Origin of the sequence: Allobranchiibius sp. GilTou38 (genome assembly GCF_017565325.1) — a bacterium.
Classification (GTDB): Bacteria; Actinomycetota; Actinomycetes; order Actinomycetales; family Dermatophilaceae; genus Allobranchiibius; species Allobranchiibius huperziae.
Genome location: NZ_JAGEKN010000006.1, coordinates 77,532 through 99,489 on the forward strand (window position 1 = coordinate 77,532; position 21,958 = coordinate 99,489).

The window sequence follows — 21,958 nt, forward strand, 5'->3', positions numbered from 1 at the left end:
CCGGCGATCCCTCGCCGATCGAGCTCAGCCGGTCTCGATGGTGAGGTGGGCGTGCTCCGGCGTCCCATCCGCGTCGAAGAGCGACGTCTCCTGTGCGGCCCACCGCTCCCAGTGACCGGCGAAGCCCCCACCGTCGCGATCCTCGCCGCGCCGCCGTCGCAGGTCGGTCGGTGCCTGCACCCACACCCGCACATCGGCGTACGCGCGCGCCGCGCCGACGCTGGAGCCCACACCCTCGACCACGACGTACCGCTGGGGCGGCACCACGAGGGTCTCGGCGTAGGCGCCCGCGACCCAGTCGTAACGCCGGTACGCCGCCCGCTCACCTCGCGCGAGCGGCGCCAGCACCTGCTCCACCAGGAGCGGGACCGCCCGGGCCAACCCGTCCCACCCGGGGTAGATGTCGTCCATGTGCACCACCGGCGCGTCGTCGAGCAGCGGCGCCACGAGCGCCGCGAGGCTGGACTTGCCGGCGCCCCCTCGCCCGTCGATCGCGACGACCACCGGTCGAGGGGCCGCTTCGAGCTCTACCAGTTCGGCAATCGAACGCGCCCACGCCGCAACTGCATTCGCGTCGCCGGCGCGCGCGTCGTTGGTTCCCCACACGAAACTCTGCGCACCGACGTCCACGACCCCACCGTAGGCTGGCGCGCGTGACTTCAGCGGTGCGTGTGATCCCGTGCCTCGACGTCGACGCCGGGCGCGTCGTGAAGGGCGTGAACTTCGTCGATCTGCGCGACGCCGGCGATCCCGTCGAGTTGGCCCACGGGTACGAAGGCCAGGGCGCCGACGAGCTCACCTTCCTCGACGTCACGGCCAGCTCCGCCGCGCGCGACACGACGTACGAGGTGGTCGGCCGCACCGCCGAGCAGGTCTTCATCCCGCTGACCGTCGGCGGGGGAGTGCGCACCGTCGCCGACGTCGACCGTCTCCTGCGCAGCGGTGCCGACAAGGTCGGCATCAACACCGGCGCGATCGCCCGGCCGGAGGTCATCGCCGAGATCGCCGACCGCTTCGGCGCGCAGGTGCTGGTGCTCTCGGCCGACGTACGCCGCGCCGCCGACGGCCACTTCGAGATCACCACCCACGGCGGTCGCACGTCCGCAGGGCTGGAGGCCGTCGAATGGTGCGTGCGCGCCGCCGCGCTCGGTGCCGGGGAGATCCTGCTCAACTCGATGGACGCCGACGGCACCAAGGACGGCTTCGACCTGGAGCTGATCCGCGCCGTACGCCGGGAGGTGTCGGTGCCGCTCATCGCCAGCGGCGGAGCGGGTGCGCCGGAGCACTTCGTGCAGGCGGTCGACGCGGGAGCCGACGCCGTCCTCGCCGCGTCCGTCTTCCACTTCGGCGAGCTCACGATCGGCCAGGTCAAGGACGCTCTGCGGGCAGCAGGCCACCCCGTCCGCTGAGACACCGGTGTCGTCGCGCGCCCTATAAAGCGCAACGACTCTCATCGCTACACCCCGCGCTTGGATTCCCGGTACGCCGCCACGTCGACGTCCGCTCCGTCGAACGTCACCTCCGCGACCCCGTCACGACCGAACACCGACAGGAAGATCTCCCCGGGCCGACCCGTGAGCACCACACTGCCGTGTTCGTCCTTCGGCTTGCGGATCGAACGCCGCCCCACCCCCGGCGCATCGGCCACGACTCCCACCCGTACGTCGCGCATCGCGAGCCGGGCGACCTGCGGCAGGTTGTCCCACAGCGCCTGGGACAGCTGCGGCGAGAGCTCGCGCCGCTGCCACGACTCGCCGCCGCGCAGCACGTCCTCGTGGTGCACGAAGAACTCGCCGAGGTTGCTGAGCATGTCGATCTTGGAGATCCGTGCGGGATGCCACACCGGCGGACCTTGCCGGATCTGCTCGACCAGACCGGGGAAGTCCTTCGCGGCCAGCTCGCGCTGGATCCGTTCGGTGCGGTCGGCGAGCGCCGGCAGCACCGCGCCGAGCGCGGCGTCCGGTCGGCGTTCGCGCAGGATCAGATGGGCGGCGAGGTCACGGGCGCGCCAATCCCCGTCCAGCGTCGGCGCATCGGGGCCGACCTCGATGAAGGTCCGGCAGATGGCGGCACGTTCCTGCTGAGCGATGTTCGGCATACCTCCATACTGGTGCATATGCCCTCGCCCGATGCACCCTCGACCGCGAGGGCGTTCGGACCGGCACTGCGCATCATCGGAGTCGGCTTCCGGCGCGAACCACGGGCACTCGCCGTCGCGGTGCTCGGCAGCTTCGTCTATGGCGTGATGACCGTCTTCACCGCCCGCGTCATCGGCCACCTGGTCGGCGCGGTCGTCAGCCCCGCCGTCAAGGCCCACCACGTCACCGGTTCGCAGGTGTGGACGATCGTGTGGGAGCTCGGGATCGTCGTGCTGCTCAACGCGATCGGCGTCGTCTGCCGACGGGTCGGGGCCGGCACGGCCTACTACAACCTGATCGCGCACTACCGCCGACGGGTCACCCGGCAGTACCTGCACCTGCCCCTCGCGTGGCACCACCGACACCCCTCAGGTCAGCTGCTGTCCAATGCGAACGCCGACGTCGAGGCGACCTGGTCCATCTTCCAACCGCTTCCGCTGGCTCTGGGAGTCGTGGTGATGCTGGTGGTCGGCGTGGTCGAGATGCTGCAGATCGATGTGTGGCTGGCCCTGATCGGGGTACTCGTCTTCCCGACACTCTTCGCGGTGAACGCCGTCTTCCGGTCCAAGATGTCGCCGCGGGCCACCCGCGCGCAGCAGTTGCGCGGTGAGGTCAGCGAGGTCGCCCACGAGAGCATCGAGGCGGCGCTCGTCGTCAAGGCCATGGGCCGCGAGGAGCAGGAGACCGAGCGTTTCGCCGAACGCACCTACGAGCTGCGCGGGGCTGCCATCGAGGTCGGCCGGGTGATGGGCATCTTCGAGCCCGTCATCGACGCGATCCCGACCTTCGGCACGTTGGCGGTGCTGGTTGTCGGCACGGCGCGCGTACGATCCGGCGACCTCAGCGCCGCCGACGTGGTCCAGGTCGCCTACCTCTTCTCGCTGCTCGCCTTCCCGGTCCGGTCGTTCGGGTGGGTGCTCGCGGGCCTCCCGGTCACGCTGGTGGGCTGGACCCGGATCGACAACGTGCTGTCCGCGCAGGGGTCCATGACGTACGGCGACCGCGTCCTGCCCGCCGACGGGTCCGGCGCACTCAGCATGCGGGCGGTCGACTTCTCCTACGAGGCGGGCGGCACGGCCGACCTGTCGAGCAAGGACAGCGCGTCGGTCGGCGGTGCCCAGGTGCTGCACGGCGTCGATCTGGATCTCGCGGGCGGTTCGCTCACCGCGCTCGTCGGCCCCACCGGGTCGGGCAAGTCGACGCTCACCAACGTCGCCCTGCGGTTGGTCGACCCGGACTCCGGCGACGTGCTGGTCGACGACGTCCGGTTGGCCGACGTACGCCGGCACGGCATCCCCGCGGCCGCGACGCTGGTCTCCCAGGAGACGTTCCTCTTCGACGACACCGTGCGGGGCAACATCACCCTCGGCGGACCGTACGACGACCTCGACGTCGACCGCGCGCTGCAGATCGCACAGGCGACCGGGTTCGTCGGAGGGCTGCCGCAAGGTCTCGACACCCGCGTCGGCGAGCGCGGGGCGACGTTGTCCGGGGGTCAACGTCAGCGGATCGCCCTGGCACGGGCGGTGATCCGCTCGCCGCACCTGCTGGTCCTCGACGATGCGACATCCGCGGTCGACCCGACGGTCGAGGTCGCGATCCTCGACGGTCTGCGCGAGGAGGCGCAGCGCCGGGGCAGCTGCAGCACCACGCTGGTCGTCGCCTACCGGCTGTCCACCATCTCGCTCGCCGACACGGTGGTCTACGTCGAGCGCGGGCGGGTCGTCGACACCGGCACGCACGCCGAGCTGATGGCCCGGTGCGCGCCGTACGCACGCATCGTGAGCGCTTACGCCGACGACGCGCAGGATCGGGCGGACGCCAAAGCCGCCTCCGGCAAGGACACGCAGGCGGTGGACGCGCGATGAGCATCGTCACGAAGGAGCGCCCCGACACCCGCACCCGCAGCCTGGGCGACACCGAGAGCATGGGCACGTGGGCCATCCTTCGGCGCGGGCTCGCCCTGTCGCCCGAGCTCGGCCGGGGCTTCTCGATCACCCTGGCGCTGGCGCTGGTCGCCACGCTCGGCCAGGTGCTCGTCCCCATCGCGGTGCAGCAGACCACCGACAAGGGGATCCTTGCCGCCGGCGGCCCGGACGTCGGCCTGGTGCTGCGCCTGGTGCTCGTGGTGGCCGGGGCGGTCGTCCTGACCAGCGTGGCGTCGTACGCCGTCAACCTGCGCCTTTTCCGCTCCTCGGAGAGCGGGCTGGCGACGTTGCGGATCAAGGGTTTCCGTCAGATCCACGACCTGTCGATGCTCACCCAGAACGCCGAGCGGCGCGGGTCGCTCGTCTCCCGGGTGACGAGCGACGTGGACCAGATCTCCAAGTTCGTGCAGTCCAGCGGGCTGACGTTGATCATCTCCGGCGCCCAGATCCTCATCGCCACCGCGCTGATGCTCTTCTACAGCCCGGAACTGACCGGGGTCGTCTGGATCTGCTTCGTGCCGCTCTTCCTGCTGCTGCGCAAGTTCCAGGCGAGGATCGGACGTGCCTACCTCGCGGTGCGCGAGCGCGTCGGCGACATGCTCGGCGCGATCTCGGAGTCGGTAGTGGGTGCGACGACGATCCGCGCGTACGGCGTCGAGGACCGCACCGCCGAACGGATCGACGTCGCCGTCGAGGCGCATCGCCGGGCCGCCATCACCGCGCAGATCCGCACGGTCAGCGCGTTCGTCTCCGGTCAGGTCGTCGCGGGTGCCACCACCATCGCGGCGCTCGGGGTCGGCACGATCCTCGCCGCCCACGGCCGGCTCACGATCGGTGAGCTCGTGGCGTTCCTCTTCCTGGTCAACCTCTTCACCCAGCCGGTGCAGACGGCCACCGAGAACCTCAACGAATTGCAGAACGCCGTGGCGGGGTGGCGCCGGGTCATCGGGCTGATCGACACACCCGCCGACGTCCCCGACCCCGGCGAGGGCGGGGTCGACCTGCCGCGGGGTCCGGTGCGCGTGCAGTTGCAGCACGTCGGTTTCGCCTACCCCGGTGGCCCGACCGTGCTGCACGACATCGACCTCGACATCACGCCGGGATCGCGCGTGGCGATCGTCGGCGAGACTGGATCCGGTAAGACCACGATCGGCAAGCTGCTCACCCGGCTGATGGACCCGGTGTCGGGAGCGGTGCTGCTGAACGGGGTCGACGTACGCCGGATCCGTTTCTCCTCGTTGCGATCCCGCGTCGTGCTGGTGCCGCAGGAAGGCTTCCTCTTCGACGCCTCGCTGCTGGAGAACGTGCGGTTCGCGCGCCCGGGCGTCACCCAGGAGGAGGTGCTGCTGGCCTTCGCGACCCTCGGTCTCGGCGACTGGCTCGACGGGCTGCCGAGCGGACTCGCCACAGCGGTCGGGCAGCGCGGGGAGTCGTTGTCGGCGGGGGAGCGGCAGCTGGTCGCGCTGGTGCGCGCCTACCTCACCGAGCCCGATCTGCTACTGCTCGACGAGGCCACCTCGGCGGTCGACCCGGCGACCGAGGTGCGCATTCAGCGCGCGCTGGAGCGCCTGGCGAGCGGTCGTACGTCGATCGCCATCGCCCACCGACTGTCCACCGCCGAGGCAGCCGACGAGGTCGTGGTCGTCGACCGCGGGCGCATCGTCCAGCGCGGACCGCACGACGAGCTGGTGGCCCAGACGGGGAGCGTCTACGCGCGGATGCACGCCTCCTGGTCGGCCCAGTCCGGCTGACGACCCGGATCGATCGCAGCGAGCAGGGTCGTGGCGCGCTGTACAGGGCGCGCGACGACACCGATCAACCCTGCGCGACGACTCATTCCTCGCCGGAGAAGCGACCCCACGCCGATTGACGCGTCATCCCCAGCGCCGTACCGATGCGCGACCAGGTGACGCCACGGTCCCGCAGCCGCGTCACCCACGTCCCCAGCCCGGTCTCGACCTGGTCGGCGACGCCGGCGATCTTCGGGAGGAGATCGAGCATCTGCTCATCGCTCATGCTCTGCCAGTAGGGGAGTTCGGGCTGTTCGGCCGAGGCCTGATCGGGAGCGGACCCGGCGAGGATCTCGTTGCACAGCCGCACGCATTCGTTGCAGATGTAGATGCCCGGTCCGGCGATGATCTGGGCGATGTCCTTCTCGTCCTTGGCGCAGAACGAGCACCGCACCGTCGTGGTCTGCAGCGTCGGCATGTCGGTCTCCCGTCCTAGCGTCAGGCTGTTCCTGACAACCTTCGTCAGGTTACACCTGACAGGCGTCAGCGCAACCTCTTTGGGTACGGTCGCCCGATGGACCACGTCCGCAGCCAGCTGCTCCCACAGACCGCCCGCGACCTGCACCGTAAGGCGGCCACCAGACAGTCCGAGGGGCGCGTGCCCGGACTGCTCGCCGCCGTCGGTCGTGCCGGCGAGGTGTGGTGGAGCGACGGCATCGGGTCGGCCGACCTCGAGCGGCCCGGCACTCCGCCGGACGCCGACACCCAGTACCCCGTCGCGTCCAACACCAAGACCTTCGTCGCCGTGATGGTCATGCAGCTGCGCGACGAGGGGCGCCTCAGCCTCGACGACACGGTCGAGCGGCACCTGCCCGAGGCGACCCACCCCGGCGTCACCATCCGCCAACTCCTGTCGCACACCACCGGGATGGCCCGTGAACCGGTGGGCGACGTCTGGGAGGAGCTGCGCTTCCCCGGGCGCGACGAACTCGTGTCGGGCTGGAACGAGGCCGAACGGGTCGGCCGTCCCCACGACCGCTGGCACTACAGCAATCTCGGCTTCGCGATCCTGGGCGAGATCATCGCCCGTCTCGACGGGCGCGAGTGGCACGAGAGCCTGCGGGCCCGGCTGCTCGAGCCCCTGGGGCTGCGGCGTACGACGCTCACCCGTGTCGCGCCGGCGGCCGGGCAGTACTTCGTGCCGCCCTTCCACGACGTACCCCTGCGGGAGCCGATGATGGATCTGGCCGCGACGGGTTCGGCCGGTGCGCTGTGGAGCACGGCCGGCGACCTGATCGCGTGGCACGGATTCCTCGCCGACCCGAGCGGCGAGATCCTCGACCCGGACAGTCTGGAGGAGATGGTCCAGCCGCAGGTCGTCGCCGACACGGCCGGCTGGACCTCGGCATGGGGCCTCGGCCTGATGCTCGCGCGGCGCGACGGGAAGACCTGGGTGGGGCACACCGGCGGATTCCCGGGCGCGATCACCGGCGTCTTCACCGAGCGCGAGAGCGCGACGACCGGCTTGGTGCTCATGAACGCCACCGCCACTCCTGACCCGGCGGCGATCGCGCTCGACCTCGGCGCCCACCTCCTCGAGCACGAGCCCGTCGACATCACACCGTGGGAGCCCGGCACCGCGCTGCCGCAGGAGCTGCTGCCCTTGATCGGCCGCTGGTACTCCGAGGGACGCGCGTTCGTCTTCAGCATCGTGGACGGCCACCTCGAGGCGAAGGTCGAGGGGCAGCCCGCGCACCTGCCGCCGTCCGTCTTCGAGAAGGAGAGCAGCGAGGGCGGCGAGGACACGGACGCCTTCCGCACGATCTCCGGCCGCGAGCGCGGCGAGCGCCTCACGATCGACCGGCATTCGGACGGCAGCATCCGCCAACTGCACTGGGCCACCTACCCGTTCACCCGCGAGCCGGTCACCTTCGACGGGTTGCCCCCACGCCGCTGAGCTGGGCGCCGTCAAGATCGCATCAAGAGCCGTGAAGACGGCGTCAACGGGCAGGGCGCCGTCCACGGGCCGTTCTTGACTGTCCGTATGGCTGAATATGTGGGCGCGGGAGTGCTGGCCCTGGCGTTGCTGGGCTACCTCATCTACGCGCTGATCCGACCGGACAAGTTCTGATGGGCGACACCTCCGCGGGGTTGCTCACGCTGCTGACGCTGGTCGTGGTCCTCGCTCTCGTGCACGTGCCGCTGGGCGACTACATCGCCCACACGTTCACCAGCGAGCGTGACCTGCGCGTCGAGCGGGCGATCTACCGCGTATGCGGGGTCTCACCGCGCTCGCAGCAGCGGTGGACGACGTACGCCGTGTCGCTGATCGCGTTCTCGGTGGCGAGCTTCGTGCTCCTCTTCGCCCTGTGCGTCCTGCAACCGCATCTGCCGCTGGCGCGCGGCGCGTCGATGGATGTGAGCACGTCGTTCAACACAGCGATCTCCTTCGTGACGAACACGAACTGGCAGAGTTACGCCGGGGAGGTCGGCGCCTCACCGGTGGTGCAGGCCCTCGGGCTGACGGTCCAGAACTTCGTCTCCGCCGCTGTCGGGCTCGCCGTGGTCGTCGCGCTGATCCGCGGCCTGACCCGCTCGGAGTCCGGCACCGTCGGCAACTTCTGGGTCGACCTGGTCCGTGGGGTCGTCCGGATCCTGTTGCCGCTCGCGGTGATCGGCGCGATCGTCCTCCTCGCCGGAGGGGTCATCCAGGATCTGTCGGCGCCCCACGTGGTCCAGACCCTGGGCGGCGGTCGGCAGACCGTGCAGTCCGGCCTGGTCGCGAGCCAGGAGGCGATCAAGCAGGTCGGCACCAACGGCGGCGGCTACTTCAATGCCAACTCCGCGCACCCGTTCGAGAACCCCAACCCCTTCACCAACCTGGTGCAGATCTTCCTCATGCTGGTCATCCCGTTCTCCCTGCCACGGGTCTACGGCCGGCTGGTGGGGGATCGCCGGCAGGGATACGCCGTGCTCGGGTTCATGGGCGTGTTGTGGGCCGCGGGCATCGCCGTCATCACCCTGGCCGAGCGCGCGTCCGCCACTAACGCTCTCGGCGCGATGGAGGGCAAGGAGGTCCGCTTCGGTGTGTGGGGCTCGACGATCTTCGCCGGCTCGACGACCAGCACCTCCACCGGTGCGGTCAATTCGCTGCACGAGAGCTACAGCCCCATCGGCGGAGGTGGCGCGCTCACCAACATGGCGCTCGGCGAGATCTCGCCCGGCGGCGTCGGATCCGGCCTGTACGGCGCCCTGATCGTCGCGATCCTCGCGGTGTTCATCGCCGGCCTGATGGTGGGGCGCACCCCCGAGCTGCTCGGGAAGGCGATCGGTCGGAAGGAGATCACCTACGCCGCCCTCTACACCGTGGTCACCCCAGCACTGGTGCTCCTGGGCACGGGCGCCGCGCTCGCACTTCGCACCGCGCGCTCCGGTCTTCTGGCCAGCGGCCCGCACGGGCTCACCGAGATGCTGTACGCCTACACCTCGACGGCCAACAACAACGGCTCCGCCTTCGCGGGACTGACTGCCGACCAGCCCTACCTCAACACCACGCTCGGCGTCGTGATGGCACTGGGCCGGTTCCTGCCCATCGTCCTCGTCCTGGCTCTCGCGGGATCCCTCGCGGCGCAACGCAGGCGGCCGGCCACCGACGGCACCATGCCGACGCACACCCCCCTCTTCACCGGACTGATGGTCGGCGTCGCCCTGCTGGTGACCGGTCTGACCTTCCTGCCGGCACTCGCTCTCGGTCCGCTCGCGGAGGCACTCTCATGACCACACAGACCACCAGCCTGCTGCACACCGCGGGCAGTTCCATGCCGGACGCGGTCCGCAAGTTCCATCCCGCCCACCTCTACCGCTCACCCGTGATGTTCGTGGTGGGGGTCGGGTCGGTGCTCACGACGCTGCTCGCGATCGTGCACCCGTCCGTCTTCAGCTGGGCGATCACGGTGTGGCTGTGGGCGACGATCCTCTTCGCCAATCTGGCCGAGGCCATCGCCGAAGGGCGCGGCAAGGCGCAGGCGGACTCGCTGCGCAAGACCCGCACGAGTACGACGGCGCGCCGACTGGGTGCCGACCGCACCACCGAGGAGGAGGTGTCCGCCGCGGACCTGCGCCAGGACGACCTCGTCGTTGTGGAGGCAGGTGGGGTGATCCCCGGCGATGGGGACGTGGTCGAGGGCATCGCCACCGTCGACGAGTCGGCGATCACCGGCGAGTCGGCGCCCGTCGTCCGTGAGGCCGGCGGTGACCGGTGCGCGGTCACCGGCGGCACCACGGTGCTGTCGGACCGGATCGTCGTGCGGATCACGTCCAAGCCCGGTGAGACCTTCATCGACCGGATGATCGCGCTGGTCGAAGGCGCCGAACGCAAGAAGACGCCGAACGAGATCGCGCTCGGCATCCTGCTGGTGGTCCTCACGATCATCTTCCTGCTGGCCGTCGCGACCATCCCGCCGCTCGCGGCGTTCACCGGGAAGCCGCCGTCACTGGTCACGTTGGTCGCGTTGCTCGTCTGCCTGATCCCGACGACCATCGGCGCGCTGCTGTCGGCCATCGGCATCGCCGGCATGGACCGCCTGGTGCAGCGCAACGTGCTGGCCATGTCCGGCCGCGCCGTCGAGGCCGCGGGCGACATCTCGACCCTGCTCCTGGACAAGACCGGCACCATCACCCTGGGCAACCGGCAGGCGACGGATATCCGGGCCATGAAGGGCGCAGACGCCTCCCAGGTGCAGCGGTGGGCGCAACTGTCCTCGCTCGCCGACGAGACGCCGGAGGGCCGCTCGGTCGTCACCTGGACCGCGGAGGCGCTCGGCTCCACACAGGAGTCGCCGGCCGACGCGACGGTGGTGCCGTTCACCGCACAGACCCGGATGAGCGGCCTCGACCTCGCCGACGGCACCTCGCTGCGCAAGGGAGCCGCGGGTTCGGTCTGCCGCTGGGTCGAGGAGTCGGGCGGCGACGGCGTGTCCGAGGCGATGCGGGTGGCGGACGAGATCAGCGAGCTCGGCGGCACCCCGCTGGTCATCGCGGTCCGACAGGGTGATGCGCCGGCCTCCGCCGTCGGGGTGATCCACCTCAAGGACGTCATCAAGCCCGGCATGGTGCAGCGCTTCGAGGAGCTGCGCCGGATGGGCATCCGCACCGTCATGATCACCGGCGACAACCCGTTGACCGCCAAGGCGATCGCCGACGAGGCCGGGGTCGACGACTTCCTGGCGGAGGCCACGCCCGAGGACAAGATGCGCCTGATGAAGAAGGAGCAGCAGGGGGGCCGCCTGGTCGCGATGGCCGGCGACGGCACGAACGATGCTCCCGCACTGGCGCAGGCCGACGTCGGCGTCGCGATGAACACCGGCACCTCCGCCGCCAAGGAGGCCGGCAACATGGTCGACCTCGACTCCGACCCGACCAAGTTGATCGAGATCGTCGGGATCGGCAAGCAGCTGCTCATCACCCGCGGCGCGCTCACGACGTTCTCCATCGCCAATGACCTGGCGAAGTACTTCGCGATCATCCCGGCGATGTTCGTGGGCCTCTACCCGGGGCTGCACACGCTCAACGTGATGCACCTGCACTCGCCGAACTCGGCGATGCTCTCGGCCGTGATCTTCAACGCCCTGATCATCGTGGCGCTGATCCCGTTGTCGCTGCGGGGCGTTCGCTACCGACCGTTGCGCGCCGACCAGCTGCTGGCCCGCAACCTCCTGATCTACGGCGTCGGCGGCGTCATCGCGCCGTTCGTCGGGATCAAGCTCATCGACCTGCTCGTCCAGCTCCTACCCGGAATGTGATCCACGATGGCCTCCTCCTCCCTGTCCATTCCGTCACTGCGTCGACAGACCGTCGCCGCCGTCCGTCTCCTGCTGGTGCTCACGCTGCTGCTCGGCGTGGGTTACCCCGCCGTGGTGTGGGCGGTCGGGCGGGTTGGTCTGCACGACCAGGCGACCGGCTCCCTCGTCCATCACGACGGACGGGTCGTCGGCTCCTCCCTCCTCGGGCAGAACTTCTCCGGAGCCACCTGGTTCCACGGCCGGGCGTCCGCATCGTCGTACGCCGGGAACACCAGCGGCGGCACGAACCTGCCGGAGTCCGACCCGCAGCTGTGGAAGGCGGCGGCGGCCATGCGCAGGGCCGCCGGGTCGATCGGTGACCGGCTGCCGCCGGACGCGCTGACCACCAGTGCCAGCGGGCTCGACCCGGACATCTCCCCGGCGTACGCCGAACTGCAGGCTCCGCAGATCGCCGCGGCCCGGCAGCTGCCGGTCGCGCTGGTCCGCCGCCTCGTCGCGCAGCACACCACCGGCCGGACGCTCGGATACCTGGGCGAGCCGCGGGTCGACGTGCTGGAGCTCAACCTCGCGCTGCAGGATCTGTCCGCAGGGGCGCGCTGAGCGGCCCGAACGGTCCGGGTGATCTGCAGAGTCGTCGACGGCGCACGGTAGGAGAGGATAGCGGCATGTCCAGGGGTCGACTGCGCATCTATCTCGGTGCGGCGCCCGGAGTGGGCAAGACGGTGCGGATGCTGCAAGAGGGCCGCCGTCGACGCGACCGCGGCACCGACGTGGTGGTGGGTCTGGTCGAGACCCACGACCGCGCGTACACGGCCGAACAGATCGGCGACCTGCCTCTGGTGCCGCGGTGCAGCGTGCAGCACCGCGGGACGCACCTGGACGAGCTGGACGTGGACGCGGTCCTCGCCCGGCGCCCGGAGGTCGTCCTCGTCGACGAACTGGCGCACACCAACACCGCCGGCTCCCGCCATGAACGGCGGTGGGAGGACATCGAGGAGCTGTTGAGTCACGGCATCGACGTGATCTCCACGGTGAACGTGCAGCACCTGGAGTCCCTCAACGATGTGGTCCGGGAGATCACCGGGGTCCCGCAGCGCGAGACGGTCCCCGACGCCGTGGTCCGCAGCGCCGACCAGATCGAGCTGGTCGACATGGCGCCCGAGGCACTGCGCCGCCGCCTGGCCCACGGCAATGTGTACGGCGCCGACAAGGTCGACGCCGCGCTGTCGAACTACTTCCGGCCGGGCAATCTGTCCGCACTGCGCGAGCTGGCTCTGCTCTGGGTCGCCGACCGGGTCGACGAGGCCCTGCTGAGGTACCGCAGCGAGCACGACATCCGGCCCACCTGGGCCGCCCGCGAACGCGTGGTCGTCGCCCTCACCGGCGGTCCCGAGCAGGACACCCTGCTGCGGCGGGGAGCGCGCCTGGCCGATCGCGGTGCCGGGGGCGAGCTGATCGCCGTACAGGTGCTCACCGAGTCCGGCCTGCGGGAGACCTCGCCAGACTCCACGGCCGCGGCGAGCGCGCTCACCGAGAAGCTCGGCGGACGCTTCCACACCGTCACCGGTGACGACGTGGGCGAGGCGATCCTGGAGTTCGCGCGCGGGGTCAACGCCTCGCAGATCGTCGTCGGGGCGAGCCGTCGGTCGCGTTGGCAGCAGCTCTTCGGCCGCGGTGTCGGGGAGACCGTGGTGGCGGGTTCGGGCGAGATCGACGTGCTGACGGTCACCCACCCCCTCACCCGCAGCGGCCGGTCCGCCGGGATCTCGCTCCCCGGGCTGGGGCGGCGTCGCACGATGCTGGGGTTCCTCCTGGCGACGGTCGGGGTGGCGTTGCTGACCCTTGTGCTGGACGTGACCCAGCAGTACCACTCCCTGCCCTTGGAGATGCTGCTCTACCTGGCACTCACGGTGCTGGTCGCGATCGTGGGCGGCCTGCTGCCCGCCGTGACGGCGGCGGTGCTCGCGAGCCTGGCGCTCAACTGGTACTTCACCCAGCCCACCGGCACCTTCACGATCGGCCGCCCCGAGAACGTCGCGGCGCTGGTGCTGTTCGTGCTGGTCGCCGCGGCCGTCGCGACCGTCGTCCATCTGACGGCACGGCGCAGCGTGCAGGCCTCCGCCGCCGGCCGCGACGCCCAGCTGATGGCCGCGCTCGCGCACTCCCTGCTGGACGCGCAGGAGCAACTGCCCGCGCTGCTGGAGCAGGCCCGGGACACCTTCGCCGTCCCGGGCGCCGCCCTCGTCAGGACGGCGGACCGGGGCAGCGGCCGCGAGTCCCAAGACGTGGTGGCCTTCAGCGGCGTCATCGACGTGTCCGACGAGACCCTCCTCACCTGCGCGGACGTGGGCGACGACCACCGCCTGGTGCTCGCCACCCGGACCGTCGATGCCCGCGAACGACGCCTCGTCGAGGCCTTCGCCGATCACGCCGAGGCGATCCTGCACCGTGAGGAACTCGCCGCCAAGGCCGACGACGCGGCGGTGCTCGCCAAGGACAACGACTACCGCACGGCGCTGCTGGCCGCCGTCTCCCACGATCTGCGGACTCCGCTCTCGGCGATCAAGGCCGGGGTCTCCGGCCTGCGCAGCACCGACATCGAGCTGTCGCGCTCGGACCAGGTGGAGCTGCTGGAGACGGTGGAGGAGTCCACCGACCGACTCGACGCGCTCATCGAGAACCTGCTGGACATGTCGCGTATCCAGTCCGGCAGTCTCACCGTCCGGCGGGACGAGACCCTGGCGGCGGATCTGATCGAGGGCGCGCTGCACTCGGTCACCGACCGGGCGCAGGTGAAGGTGCGCCAGCCCGACCCGCACCTGACGTGCGCGGTCGACCCCGGCCTGGCCGAGCGCGTCCTCGCCAACCTGATCGAGAACGCGATCCGCCATACGCCGAACGGCACGCCCGTCGCGGTGGATGCAGAGGACGTGGCCGGGCACGTGGAGTTCCGGGTGGTGGACCGCGGTCCCGGCGTCCCACCGGCACGACGTGAGGCGATCTTCGCGCCGTTCCAGCGGTACGGCGACGCCCCGCGCGGCGGCGGTATCGGCCTCGGCCTCGCGGTGGCCAAGGGTCTCTCGGAGGCGATGGGCGCGACCCTGACCGCGGACGACACCCCCGGCGGCGGGCTCACCATGACGGTGCGGCTGTCGTGACCCGCATCCTGGTCGTCGACGACGAACCGTCCCTGGTCCGCACCCTCAGCATCAACCTGCGCGCCCGCGGATACGACGTGGAGCACGCGTTCGACGGGCGCACGGCGCTGCAGAGCGTCGTCGACTCCGTCCCGGACCTGATCGTGCTCGACCTCGGCCTGCCCGACATCGACGGCGTCGAGGTCATCCGCCGGGTCCGCGCCGCGAGTGAGGTGCCGATCATCGTGCTGTCGGCGCGGCACGACTCCGACGACAAGGTCGAGGCCCTCGACGAAGGAGCCGACGACTACGTCACCAAGCCGTTCGGGATGGACGAGCTGCTCGCCCGGGTGCGCTCCAGCGTGCGCCGCGCCGCCAGCGACGCGGCGCACGCGGCCACGGTGCGCACCCCCGACTTCACCCTCGACTTCGTGGAACGACGCGCCACCCGCGGCGGCTCCGTCGTCCGTCTGACACCCACCGAGTGGCAGCTGCTGGAACGCCTCGCCGCCACACCGGGCCGGCTGGTGCCTCAGGCGGATCTGCTGCGCGCCGTGTGGGGACCGGGGTACGAGCGCGAGGCCCACTACCTGCGTGTCTACGCCGCCGGCATCCGCCGCAAGCTCGAACCCGCACCCGGGCACCCCCGCTACCTGCTCACCGAGCCGGGGCAGGGCTACCGCCTGCGGGTCTGACCGGCGCCCTGCTCAGTCGTCGATGACCGCGAGGCCGCGGCGCTGCAGGTCGGCGAGCCCGTCACGCCGGGCCTGCAGCTGTGCGGGGGAGTGCCCCACCCAGCCCACGAGTTCGTCCACGACCCGCACCGCCTCGCGGGTGCGGTAGGAGCAGGTCGGATTGCCCGGGTATTTCCGGTCCGTCACGTTGGGGTCGTCCTCCAGCGCGCCCACCGGTTCGACCAGGTAGATCCGGCCGCGACCCTGCCCCGCCGCGAGTTCGGCGCCCCACGTCGCCGCATCGAGGGTCGCCGTCACGTAGACGTGGTTGGCCTTCCTGCCGGCCTCGAAGTTCGACGCGTGTCCCGGCACGAGCAGATCGCCCGGCACGAGATCTGCTTTGGTCCCGTGCAGCAACGATCCGGACGCGTGGACCTCGAACGGTCGTGGTTGCGTCATCGATCTCTCCCCTTGATCCGACCCGGCACCGTACCGCCGCCGATGCGCCACCGAGGCCTCCGACGCCGTCGCGTCGGCTCAGCTGTTGTAGGCCCATTCCTTGACGTAGGCCAGCTGGATCGTCGCGGTGGAATTCGCGACGAGCGGAGGATTTCCCCACATCCGTTGCAGTTGGACCAGCCAGCGCATCGGGATGGTCGGGTAGGGGAATCCCGAGCCCACGGTGGTGAAGACCTGGGTGCCGTCGATGTAGAACGCCATACCGCCGGGCCACCAGTCGTTCTGGTAGGTGTGCCAGTTGCTCAGTTGCTGTCCGCCGGCGGCCCGCCAGCCGATGGAGCCGTCGTGGTAGGCGTAGTGGTAGTTCCCGTTGTCGACGGTGCCGGGCAGCATCGCACCCTCGTGGTCGAACTCGAACTGTCCACTGTCGTCGGAGGGCCACTGCAACGCCGCGAATCCGAACCCCGAAGCGCCGGTCGCCCGCATCCGATAGACCACCCGTCCGTAGGTGCGGGCTCCGAGCGGGTTGTCGGTCGCCACCGGTTCCACGTTGCCGCCCCAGACGACCCCGTTGACGGCCTTGCCGGTGATGCTCAGGACCCCACCGGAGACGCTGAGCGCCGTCTCGGGGTGGTAGACACCCGCGGCCGGCGACCCCCATCCCGTGGGATAGGTCGCCAGACGGCCGCGGTAGGGGTTCGCGGCCGGCAGTTGGCCCGCGTCCGAGGTGGGGACCCACAGGGTCCCGGACGGCACGTCGCCCCGGTTGAAGAAGAGGTTGGCGACCTGCTTCTGGTAATGGTTCACCGGGCTCACTGGGCCCACCGGCGTCGTGGCCCGGCTCTGCGGGATGATCGCCATCGGGAGGACCACGGCGGCCAGCGCCCATGCGGCGCGTATCCGTCTCACAATCCGTCCCCCGTACTCCGTCAGTGATGGCGCGTTCAGTCCGACGGGGACACTGCTGTCGCCATCGACCGGCTCGTAGCGATCAGTAAATATCGGCGAGAGGGCTCCTGCACCGATTCCGTGGAAATCGGTGGCCCCCGAAGCTGTGACGATGGCGTCTATTGGACTATGCTTCGCCGCCTTGCCCGCGCCATGTCGTCGGGCGGCGCTCGCTGCGGCCGGGTCGGGAGGGGCTGCCGATTCGGTCGGCACCTGGACCCGGCGGCACAATGGCTGCGTGTCCGACACACCCACCCTGTCCGCCGAACTCCTGCGATCCCTGCGTCGCGACGCCGCCGGACTGGTCGCCGCGATCGTCCAGCAGCACGACACCGGCGAGGTGCTGATGCTCGGCTGGATGGACGACGAGGCGCTGCGCCGCACGCTGCACGAGGGTCGGGTGACGTTCTGGTCGCGCAGCCGTCAGGAGTACTGGCGCAAGGGTGACACCTCCGGTCACGTGCAGCACCTGCGCTCGGCGTCCCTCGACTGCGACGGTGACGCCCTGCTGCTGCAGGTGGAACAGGTCGGCGCCGCTTGTCACACGGGCGAGCGCAGCTGTTTCCACCGGCCGGTGGGGGAGTTCGCGTGAACGCGGTGACCGCGACCGATCTGCACGCCGACCTGACGTTCGGGCGGGACTGGCCCTCAGCGGATCTCTTCGCCGAGCTGGCCCGGGATCGGCGGGTGATCCCCGTCGTACGACGCCTGCTCGCGGACGCGGAGACTCCGCTCGGGGTCTACCGCAAGCTGGCCAGGGACCGACCCGGCACCTTCCTGCTCGAGTCCGCCGAGCACGGGGGAGTGTGGTCTCGCTACTCCATCGTCGGGGCCGCGAGCCGCGCCACCCTCAGCGAACGCGACGGGCAGGCGCACTGGATCGGTGAGCCGCCGGTCGGGGTGCCCACCGACGGTGCGCCCACCCAGGCGCTCGCCGACACGCTCGACGCCCTGCGCACGCCGCGCATCCCGGGTCTGCCACCGCTCACCGGCGGCATGGTCGGGGCGGTCACCTACGACGCCGTGCGCCGCTTCGAGAAGCTGCCGGACACCGGTCGCGACGACCTAGGACTGCCGGAGATCAGCATGATGCTGGCCTCGGACCTAGCGGTGCTGGACCACTCGGACGGCTCGATCCTGCTGGTCGCGAACGCCATCAACTACGACCGGCGCCCCGAAGGCGTCGAGCGCTCCTACTACGACGCGCTGGCGCGCCTGGAACGGATGCAGTCGGAGCTGGCGGCGCCCGCCCGCAGTACTGTGTCGGCGCCGGATCCGCGCGAGGACGAGCCCGTCAGCACCCATTCGCGTGAGCAGTACCACGACATGGTCGAGGAGGCCAAGGAGGCGATCCGCTCCGGGGAGGCCTTCCAGATCGTGGTGTCCCAACGCCTCTCGGTGCCCTGCGCAGCCGACGCGCTCGACGTCTATCGAGCACTGCGGGTGAGCAACCCCAGTCCATACATGTACCTGCTGCGGATCCCCCTGGACGACGGATCGACCTACGACATCGTCGGCTCCAGCCCCGAAGCCCTGGTGAAGGTCGAGGGTGATCGGGTCACCACGCACCCGATCGCGGGCTCGCGTCCGCGGGGGAAGACCCCCGAGGACGATCAGCGGCTGGCGTCCGAGCTCGCCGCGGATCCCAAGGAACGCGCGGAGCACCTGATGCTCGTGGACCTGTCGCGCAACGACCTGCAGCGGGTCTGTGCGCCCGGCAGCGTCGAGACGGTGGAGTTCATGCAGACCCGCTACTACAGCCACATCATGCATCTGGAGTCCACGGTCGTGGGCCGGCTGCGGGAGGGTGTCAGCGCGTACGACGTGCTGGTCGCGACGTTCCCCGCGGGCACCCTGTCCGGCGCGCCGAAACCGCGCGCGATGGCCCTGATCGATCGCTACGAAGGGGTGCGCCGCGGCGTCTACGGCGGTGTCGTCGGCTATCTGGACTTTGCCGGCGACCTCGACCTCGCGATCGCGATCCGCACCGCCGTCATCAAGGACGGCCGGGCCCATGTGCAGGCCGGCGCCGGCATCGTCGCCGACTCGGTGCCCGAGAGTGAGTACCAGGAGACCTGGAGCAAGGCCCGCGCCGCGCTGCGAGCGGTCGCCACCGCGCAGGGAATGAGCGACATCTCATGACGAGCAAGCGGTCGGTCTTCTTCGTCGGTCTGGTGGCGGCGCTACTCCTGTTGTTGGCCGGGAGCCGCACCTGGGTGACCGGGAGCGTCGCCGACGCGGTGCTGCAACGAGCGGACGTGCAGGTCGGTGGATCCAGCGCCGCCCCGGTCGTGACGGCCGGCGCGCTGGTGGGCGCCGCGGCGGTCATCGCGTTGCTGACCGTCGGGCGGCTGCCGCGCTCTGTCGCCGCCGTGCTGGCCGCGCTGGCCGGGGTGCTCGCGCTCTACGGCGCGCTGCACGTAATCACCGACCCGGACGGCACGATCCGCGACCACGCCGCGGGGTCCACCGGTCGCACGGGCGATGCCGTCGCGCACGGCGCGCTCACCTTCTGGCCGTGGGTCGGTGTGCTGGGCGCCGTCCTTCTGATCCTCACCGGCGTCCTCGGGTTCGTGGGCGGCCGGCGATGGAGCGGACTGTCCAGCAGGTACGACGCCCCGGCAGCGCGCAAGCGCACCGTGTCGGCATGGGACCGGCTCAGCCAGGGCGAGGACCCGACGGCGGATGACCCACGGGGCGACGCGCGCGGACCGGCCTGACAGAATGAAGCGCCCGTCAGGGGCACCCCGCGCAGTCAGCGGGACGACGTCGTACACGGAGGGCACCGCGGATGGCCGAAGAACACGAGAACCACGGACACAGCATCGCTGCGTGGACCCTGGTCGGCCTGGTGGTGCTGGGCTCGGTCTTCATCGCCTTCGGGGTCGCCTTCGGGCGGCACTCGCTGGACATCGTCGGTGTCGTCATCTGCGTGGTCGGTGTGGCTGCGGGCAAGATCCTGGCCAAGGCCGGCTTCGGGGCTCCCGCGCTGCAGGCCCCCGGCAGGCAGGAGCACCACGAGGTGTCCACCCAGGCACAGACCGGAGTGCACTGACCGGCGTGGGCACTGTTCTCGACGACATCGTCGCCGGCGTCCGCGAAGACCTCGAGGAACGCCGCCGGCTGCTGCCCCTCACCCAACTCGCACAGGACGCCGCCCAGGCAGTGCCTGCTCTGGACGCACTCGCCCGCTTCACCGCCCCCGGGCCGGTGAAGCTGATCGCCGAGGTCAAGCGTCGCAGCCCGAGCAAGGGCGACCTGGCCGACATCGCCGACCCGGCGGGGCTGGCCGCCGACTACGAGGCCGGTGGTGCCACGGCCATCTCGGTCCTGACCGAGCGACGTCGCTTCGGCGGGTCGCTGCGCGATCTGGACGCCGTCCGCGAACGGGTGCGGATCCCGGTGCTGCGCAAGGACTTCATGGTCGACCCCTACCAGGTCACCGAGGCACGCGCGCACGGCGCCGACCTGATCCTGCTCATCGTCGCGGCCCTCGACGACCATCTGCTGCGCGACCTCCACCAGCAGGCCACCGCACTCGGCATGACGGCCCTGGTCGAGGTGCATGACGAGGCCGAGCTGGAGCGCGCGGTCGCGCTCGGCGCGCAGTTGATCGGTGTCAACGCCCGCAACCTGAAGACCCTCGAGGTCGACCCCGCGGCATTCGGGCGCCTCGCGCCGTTCGTACCCGATGACAGGGTCAAGGTCGCCGAGTCCGGAATCGGCGGACCGGCCGACGTCACGGCGGTGGTCCGCGACGGCGCGTCCGCAGTGCTGGTGGGCGAGGCGCTGGTCACCGGCGGCTCCCCGCGCGAGGCGGCGGCGGCACTCATCGACGCCGGACGGGCGGCGACGGTATGACGACGGCTGTGCCTTCGGCGGGGCTCGGCCGGTTCGGCGAGTTCGGGGGCCGCTACGTGCCCGAGGCCCTGGTCGCCGCACTGGAGGAGCTCGACGAGTTCCGCACCAAGGCCATGGTCGACCCGGCGTTCACCGGTGAACTCACCCAGTTGCACCGCACCTACACCGGACGGCCGAGCATCCTCACGGCCGTTCCGCGCTTCGCCGAGCACTGCGGCGGGGCCCAGGTCGTGCTGAAGCGCGAGGATCTGAACCACACCGGCTCGCACAAGATCAACAACGTGCTGGGGCAGGCGCTGCTCACCCGCCGGATGGGCAAGACGCGGGTCATCGCCGAGACCGGAGCGGGCCAGCACGGTGTCGCGACCGCGACGGCGGCCGCCCTGCTCGGCCTGGAATGCGTCGTCTACATGGGCAAGGTCGACACCGAGCGCCAGGCGCTGAACGTCGCCCGGATGCGGCTGCTCGGCGCGACGGTCGTGCCGGTCGAGCACGGCTCGCAGACACTGAAGGACGCGGTCAACGAGGCGTTCCGCGACTGGGTCGCCAACGTCGACCGCACCCACTACGTGCTCGGCACCGTCACCGGGCCCTACCCGTTCCCGGAGATGGTGCGCGACTTCCACCGCATCATCGGGGTGGAGGCCAGGGCCCAGATGCTCGACGAGTACGGCCGGCTGCCGGACGCGATCTGCGCGTGCGTGGGCGGCGGATCGAACGCGATGGGGATCTTCCACCGGTTCATCGACGACGCCGGCGTGCGCCTCGTGGGTCTCGAGGGCGGCGGAGAGGGAGTTCACTCCGGTCGGCACGCGTCCCGCTTCAGTGGTCAGGCCGAGCCCGGAGTCCTGCACGGTGCCTACACCTACGTGCTGCAGGACGAGGACGGCCAGACCGTCGAATCCCATTCGGTGTCAGCCGGACTCGATTACCCCAGCGTCGGTCCCGAGCACGCGTTCCTGCGCGACAGCGGTCGCGCGGAGTACTACCCGGTGACCGACGACGAGGCCATGGAGGCGTTCCGTCTGCTGTGCCGGACCGAAGGAATCATCCCGGCCATCGAGAGCGCGCACGCGCTGGCCGGCGCCATGAAGATCGGCCGTGAGCTCGGACCGTCCGGGATGGTGCTGGTCAACCTGTCGGGGCGTGGCGACAAGGACGTGCACACGGCGGCGAGCTGGTTCGGTCTGCTGGACGACGAGGCGACAACTCCTCCGGGCGACGCGCCGCGGCCCGCGGACGACGAGGCCGCGACCGGTGGCGGGGAGAGCCAGACGTGACC

The 21,958-nt window shown here is 70.7% G+C and carries 21 protein-coding genes; 16 read left to right on the forward strand and 5 right to left on the reverse strand.

Annotated elements, in window-relative coordinates; translation table 11 throughout:
* Positions 1-24: 24 nt before the first annotated feature.
* The gene (locus tag JOB34_RS05515; protein WP_347813738.1) at positions 25-630 is read right to left on the reverse strand and encodes a hypothetical protein; all 606 of its coding nucleotides are present in this window, start codon (positions 628-630) and stop codon (positions 25-27) included.
* Between the two features lie 23 nt (positions 631-653).
* On the opposite strand from JOB34_RS05515, the gene hisF reads away from it, so the two are divergent.
* On the forward strand, positions 654-1,409 hold the full coding sequence (gene hisF, locus JOB34_RS05520) for an imidazole glycerol phosphate synthase subunit HisF (RefSeq protein ID WP_208051772.1): 756 nt from the start codon (positions 654-656) through the stop codon (positions 1,407-1,409).
* A 47-nt stretch (positions 1,410-1,456) separates the two neighbouring features.
* On the opposite strand, the gene JOB34_RS05525 is transcribed toward hisF, so the two are convergent.
* Complete coding sequence (locus JOB34_RS05525; RefSeq protein ID WP_208051773.1) at positions 1,457-2,098, reverse strand: TIGR03085 family metal-binding protein; 642 nt, start codon at positions 2,096-2,098, stop codon at positions 1,457-1,459.
* 18 nt (positions 2,099-2,116) lie between these two features.
* Here JOB34_RS05525 and JOB34_RS05530 point away from each other — a divergent pair, with 18 nt between their 5' ends.
* Both JOB34_RS05530 and JOB34_RS05535 read left to right on the forward strand, forming a co-directional pair.
* Complete coding sequence (locus JOB34_RS05530; protein WP_208051774.1) at positions 2,117-4,006, forward strand: ABC transporter ATP-binding protein; 1,890 nt, start codon at positions 2,117-2,119, stop codon at positions 4,004-4,006.
* Positions 4,003-5,817 carry an ABC transporter ATP-binding protein gene (locus tag JOB34_RS05535; protein WP_208051775.1) on the forward strand — a complete coding sequence of 605 codons (1,815 nt, stop codon included), beginning with the start codon at positions 4,003-4,005 and terminating at the stop codon, positions 5,815-5,817. Before JOB34_RS05530 ends, JOB34_RS05535 begins: the two co-directional genes overlap by 4 nt.
* 82 nt (positions 5,818-5,899) lie before the next feature.
* Here the strand turns inward: JOB34_RS05535 and JOB34_RS05540 are convergent, their stop codons facing one another.
* Positions 5,900-6,274 carry a ClpX C4-type zinc finger protein gene (locus tag JOB34_RS05540; protein ID WP_208051776.1) on the reverse strand — a complete coding sequence of 125 codons (375 nt, stop codon included), beginning with the start codon at positions 6,272-6,274 and terminating at the stop codon, positions 5,900-5,902.
* Between the two features lie 96 nt (positions 6,275-6,370).
* Between JOB34_RS05540 and JOB34_RS05545 the strand changes: the two genes are divergently transcribed.
* From JOB34_RS05545 to JOB34_RS05575, 7 genes are all read left to right on the forward strand, one after another.
* Positions 6,371-7,753, forward strand: coding sequence for a serine hydrolase domain-containing protein (locus JOB34_RS05545; protein WP_208051777.1), 1,383 nt, complete (start codon positions 6,371-6,373; stop codon positions 7,751-7,753).
* 75 nt (positions 7,754-7,828) lie between these two features.
* A complete protein-coding gene (kdpF, locus tag JOB34_RS05550; RefSeq protein WP_208051778.1) occupies positions 7,829-7,927 on the forward strand; it encodes a K(+)-transporting ATPase subunit F in 99 nt (32 codons plus the stop codon).
* Entirely contained in the window at positions 7,927-9,573 is a 1,647-nt protein-coding gene (gene kdpA, locus JOB34_RS05555) for a potassium-transporting ATPase subunit KdpA (RefSeq protein WP_208051779.1), read from the forward strand. The genes kdpF and kdpA overlap by 1 nt, the downstream gene beginning before the upstream one ends.
* Positions 9,570-11,597: a potassium-transporting ATPase subunit KdpB gene (gene kdpB, locus JOB34_RS05560; protein ID WP_208051780.1), complete on the forward strand. Its 2,028-nt coding sequence runs from the start codon at positions 9,570-9,572 to the stop codon at positions 11,595-11,597. Before kdpA ends, kdpB begins: the two co-directional genes overlap by 4 nt.
* 6 nt (positions 11,598-11,603) lie before the next feature.
* Positions 11,604-12,197, forward strand: coding sequence for a potassium-transporting ATPase subunit KdpC (gene kdpC, locus JOB34_RS05565; protein ID WP_208051781.1), 594 nt, complete (start codon positions 11,604-11,606; stop codon positions 12,195-12,197).
* A 65-nt stretch (positions 12,198-12,262) separates the two neighbouring features.
* Positions 12,263-14,755, forward strand: coding sequence for an ATP-binding protein (locus JOB34_RS05570; protein WP_208051782.1), 2,493 nt, complete (start codon positions 12,263-12,265; stop codon positions 14,753-14,755).
* On the forward strand, positions 14,752-15,429 hold the full coding sequence (locus JOB34_RS05575; protein WP_179480429.1) for a response regulator transcription factor: 678 nt from the start codon (positions 14,752-14,754) through the stop codon (positions 15,427-15,429). Before JOB34_RS05570 ends, JOB34_RS05575 begins: the two co-directional genes overlap by 4 nt.
* A gap of 12 nt (positions 15,430-15,441) precedes the next feature.
* Here the strand turns inward: JOB34_RS05575 and arr are convergent, their stop codons facing one another.
* Together arr and JOB34_RS17830 are read right to left on the reverse strand one after the other, a co-directional pair.
* On the reverse strand, positions 15,442-15,867 hold the full coding sequence (gene arr, locus JOB34_RS05580; protein WP_208051783.1) for an NAD(+)--rifampin ADP-ribosyltransferase: 426 nt from the start codon (positions 15,865-15,867) through the stop codon (positions 15,442-15,444).
* A gap of 78 nt (positions 15,868-15,945) precedes the next feature.
* The gene (locus JOB34_RS17830; RefSeq protein WP_208051784.1) at positions 15,946-16,776 is read right to left on the reverse strand and encodes a glycoside hydrolase family 16 protein; all 831 of its coding nucleotides are present in this window, start codon (positions 16,774-16,776) and stop codon (positions 15,946-15,948) included.
* A 277-nt stretch (positions 16,777-17,053) separates the two neighbouring features.
* Between JOB34_RS17830 and hisI the strand changes: the two genes are divergently transcribed.
* From hisI to trpB, 6 genes are all read left to right on the forward strand, one after another.
* Positions 17,054-17,407 (forward strand): phosphoribosyl-AMP cyclohydrolase, encoded by a 354-nt coding sequence (hisI, locus tag JOB34_RS05590; RefSeq protein WP_347813739.1) that lies wholly within the window; start codon positions 17,054-17,056, stop codon positions 17,405-17,407.
* A gap of 5 nt (positions 17,408-17,412) precedes the next feature.
* Entirely contained in the window at positions 17,413-18,957 is a 1,545-nt protein-coding gene (locus JOB34_RS05595) for an anthranilate synthase component I (RefSeq protein WP_208052378.1), read from the forward strand.
* Positions 18,954-19,535: a Trp biosynthesis-associated membrane protein gene (locus tag JOB34_RS05600; RefSeq protein ID WP_208051786.1), complete on the forward strand. Its 582-nt coding sequence runs from the start codon at positions 18,954-18,956 to the stop codon at positions 19,533-19,535. Before JOB34_RS05595 ends, JOB34_RS05600 begins: the two co-directional genes overlap by 4 nt.
* A 71-nt stretch (positions 19,536-19,606) precedes the next feature.
* Positions 19,607-19,870, forward strand: coding sequence for an HGxxPAAW family protein (locus tag JOB34_RS17420; protein ID WP_233762293.1), 264 nt, complete (start codon positions 19,607-19,609; stop codon positions 19,868-19,870).
* Positions 19,871-19,875: 5 nt separating this feature from the next.
* Entirely contained in the window at positions 19,876-20,676 is an 801-nt protein-coding gene (trpC, locus tag JOB34_RS17425) for an indole-3-glycerol phosphate synthase TrpC (RefSeq protein ID WP_347813740.1), read from the forward strand.
* Entirely contained in the window at positions 20,673-21,956 is a 1,284-nt protein-coding gene (gene trpB, locus JOB34_RS05610) for a tryptophan synthase subunit beta (protein ID WP_208051788.1), read from the forward strand. The genes trpC and trpB overlap by 4 nt, the downstream gene beginning before the upstream one ends.
* The last annotated feature ends 2 nt before the right edge of the window (positions 21,957-21,958 follow it).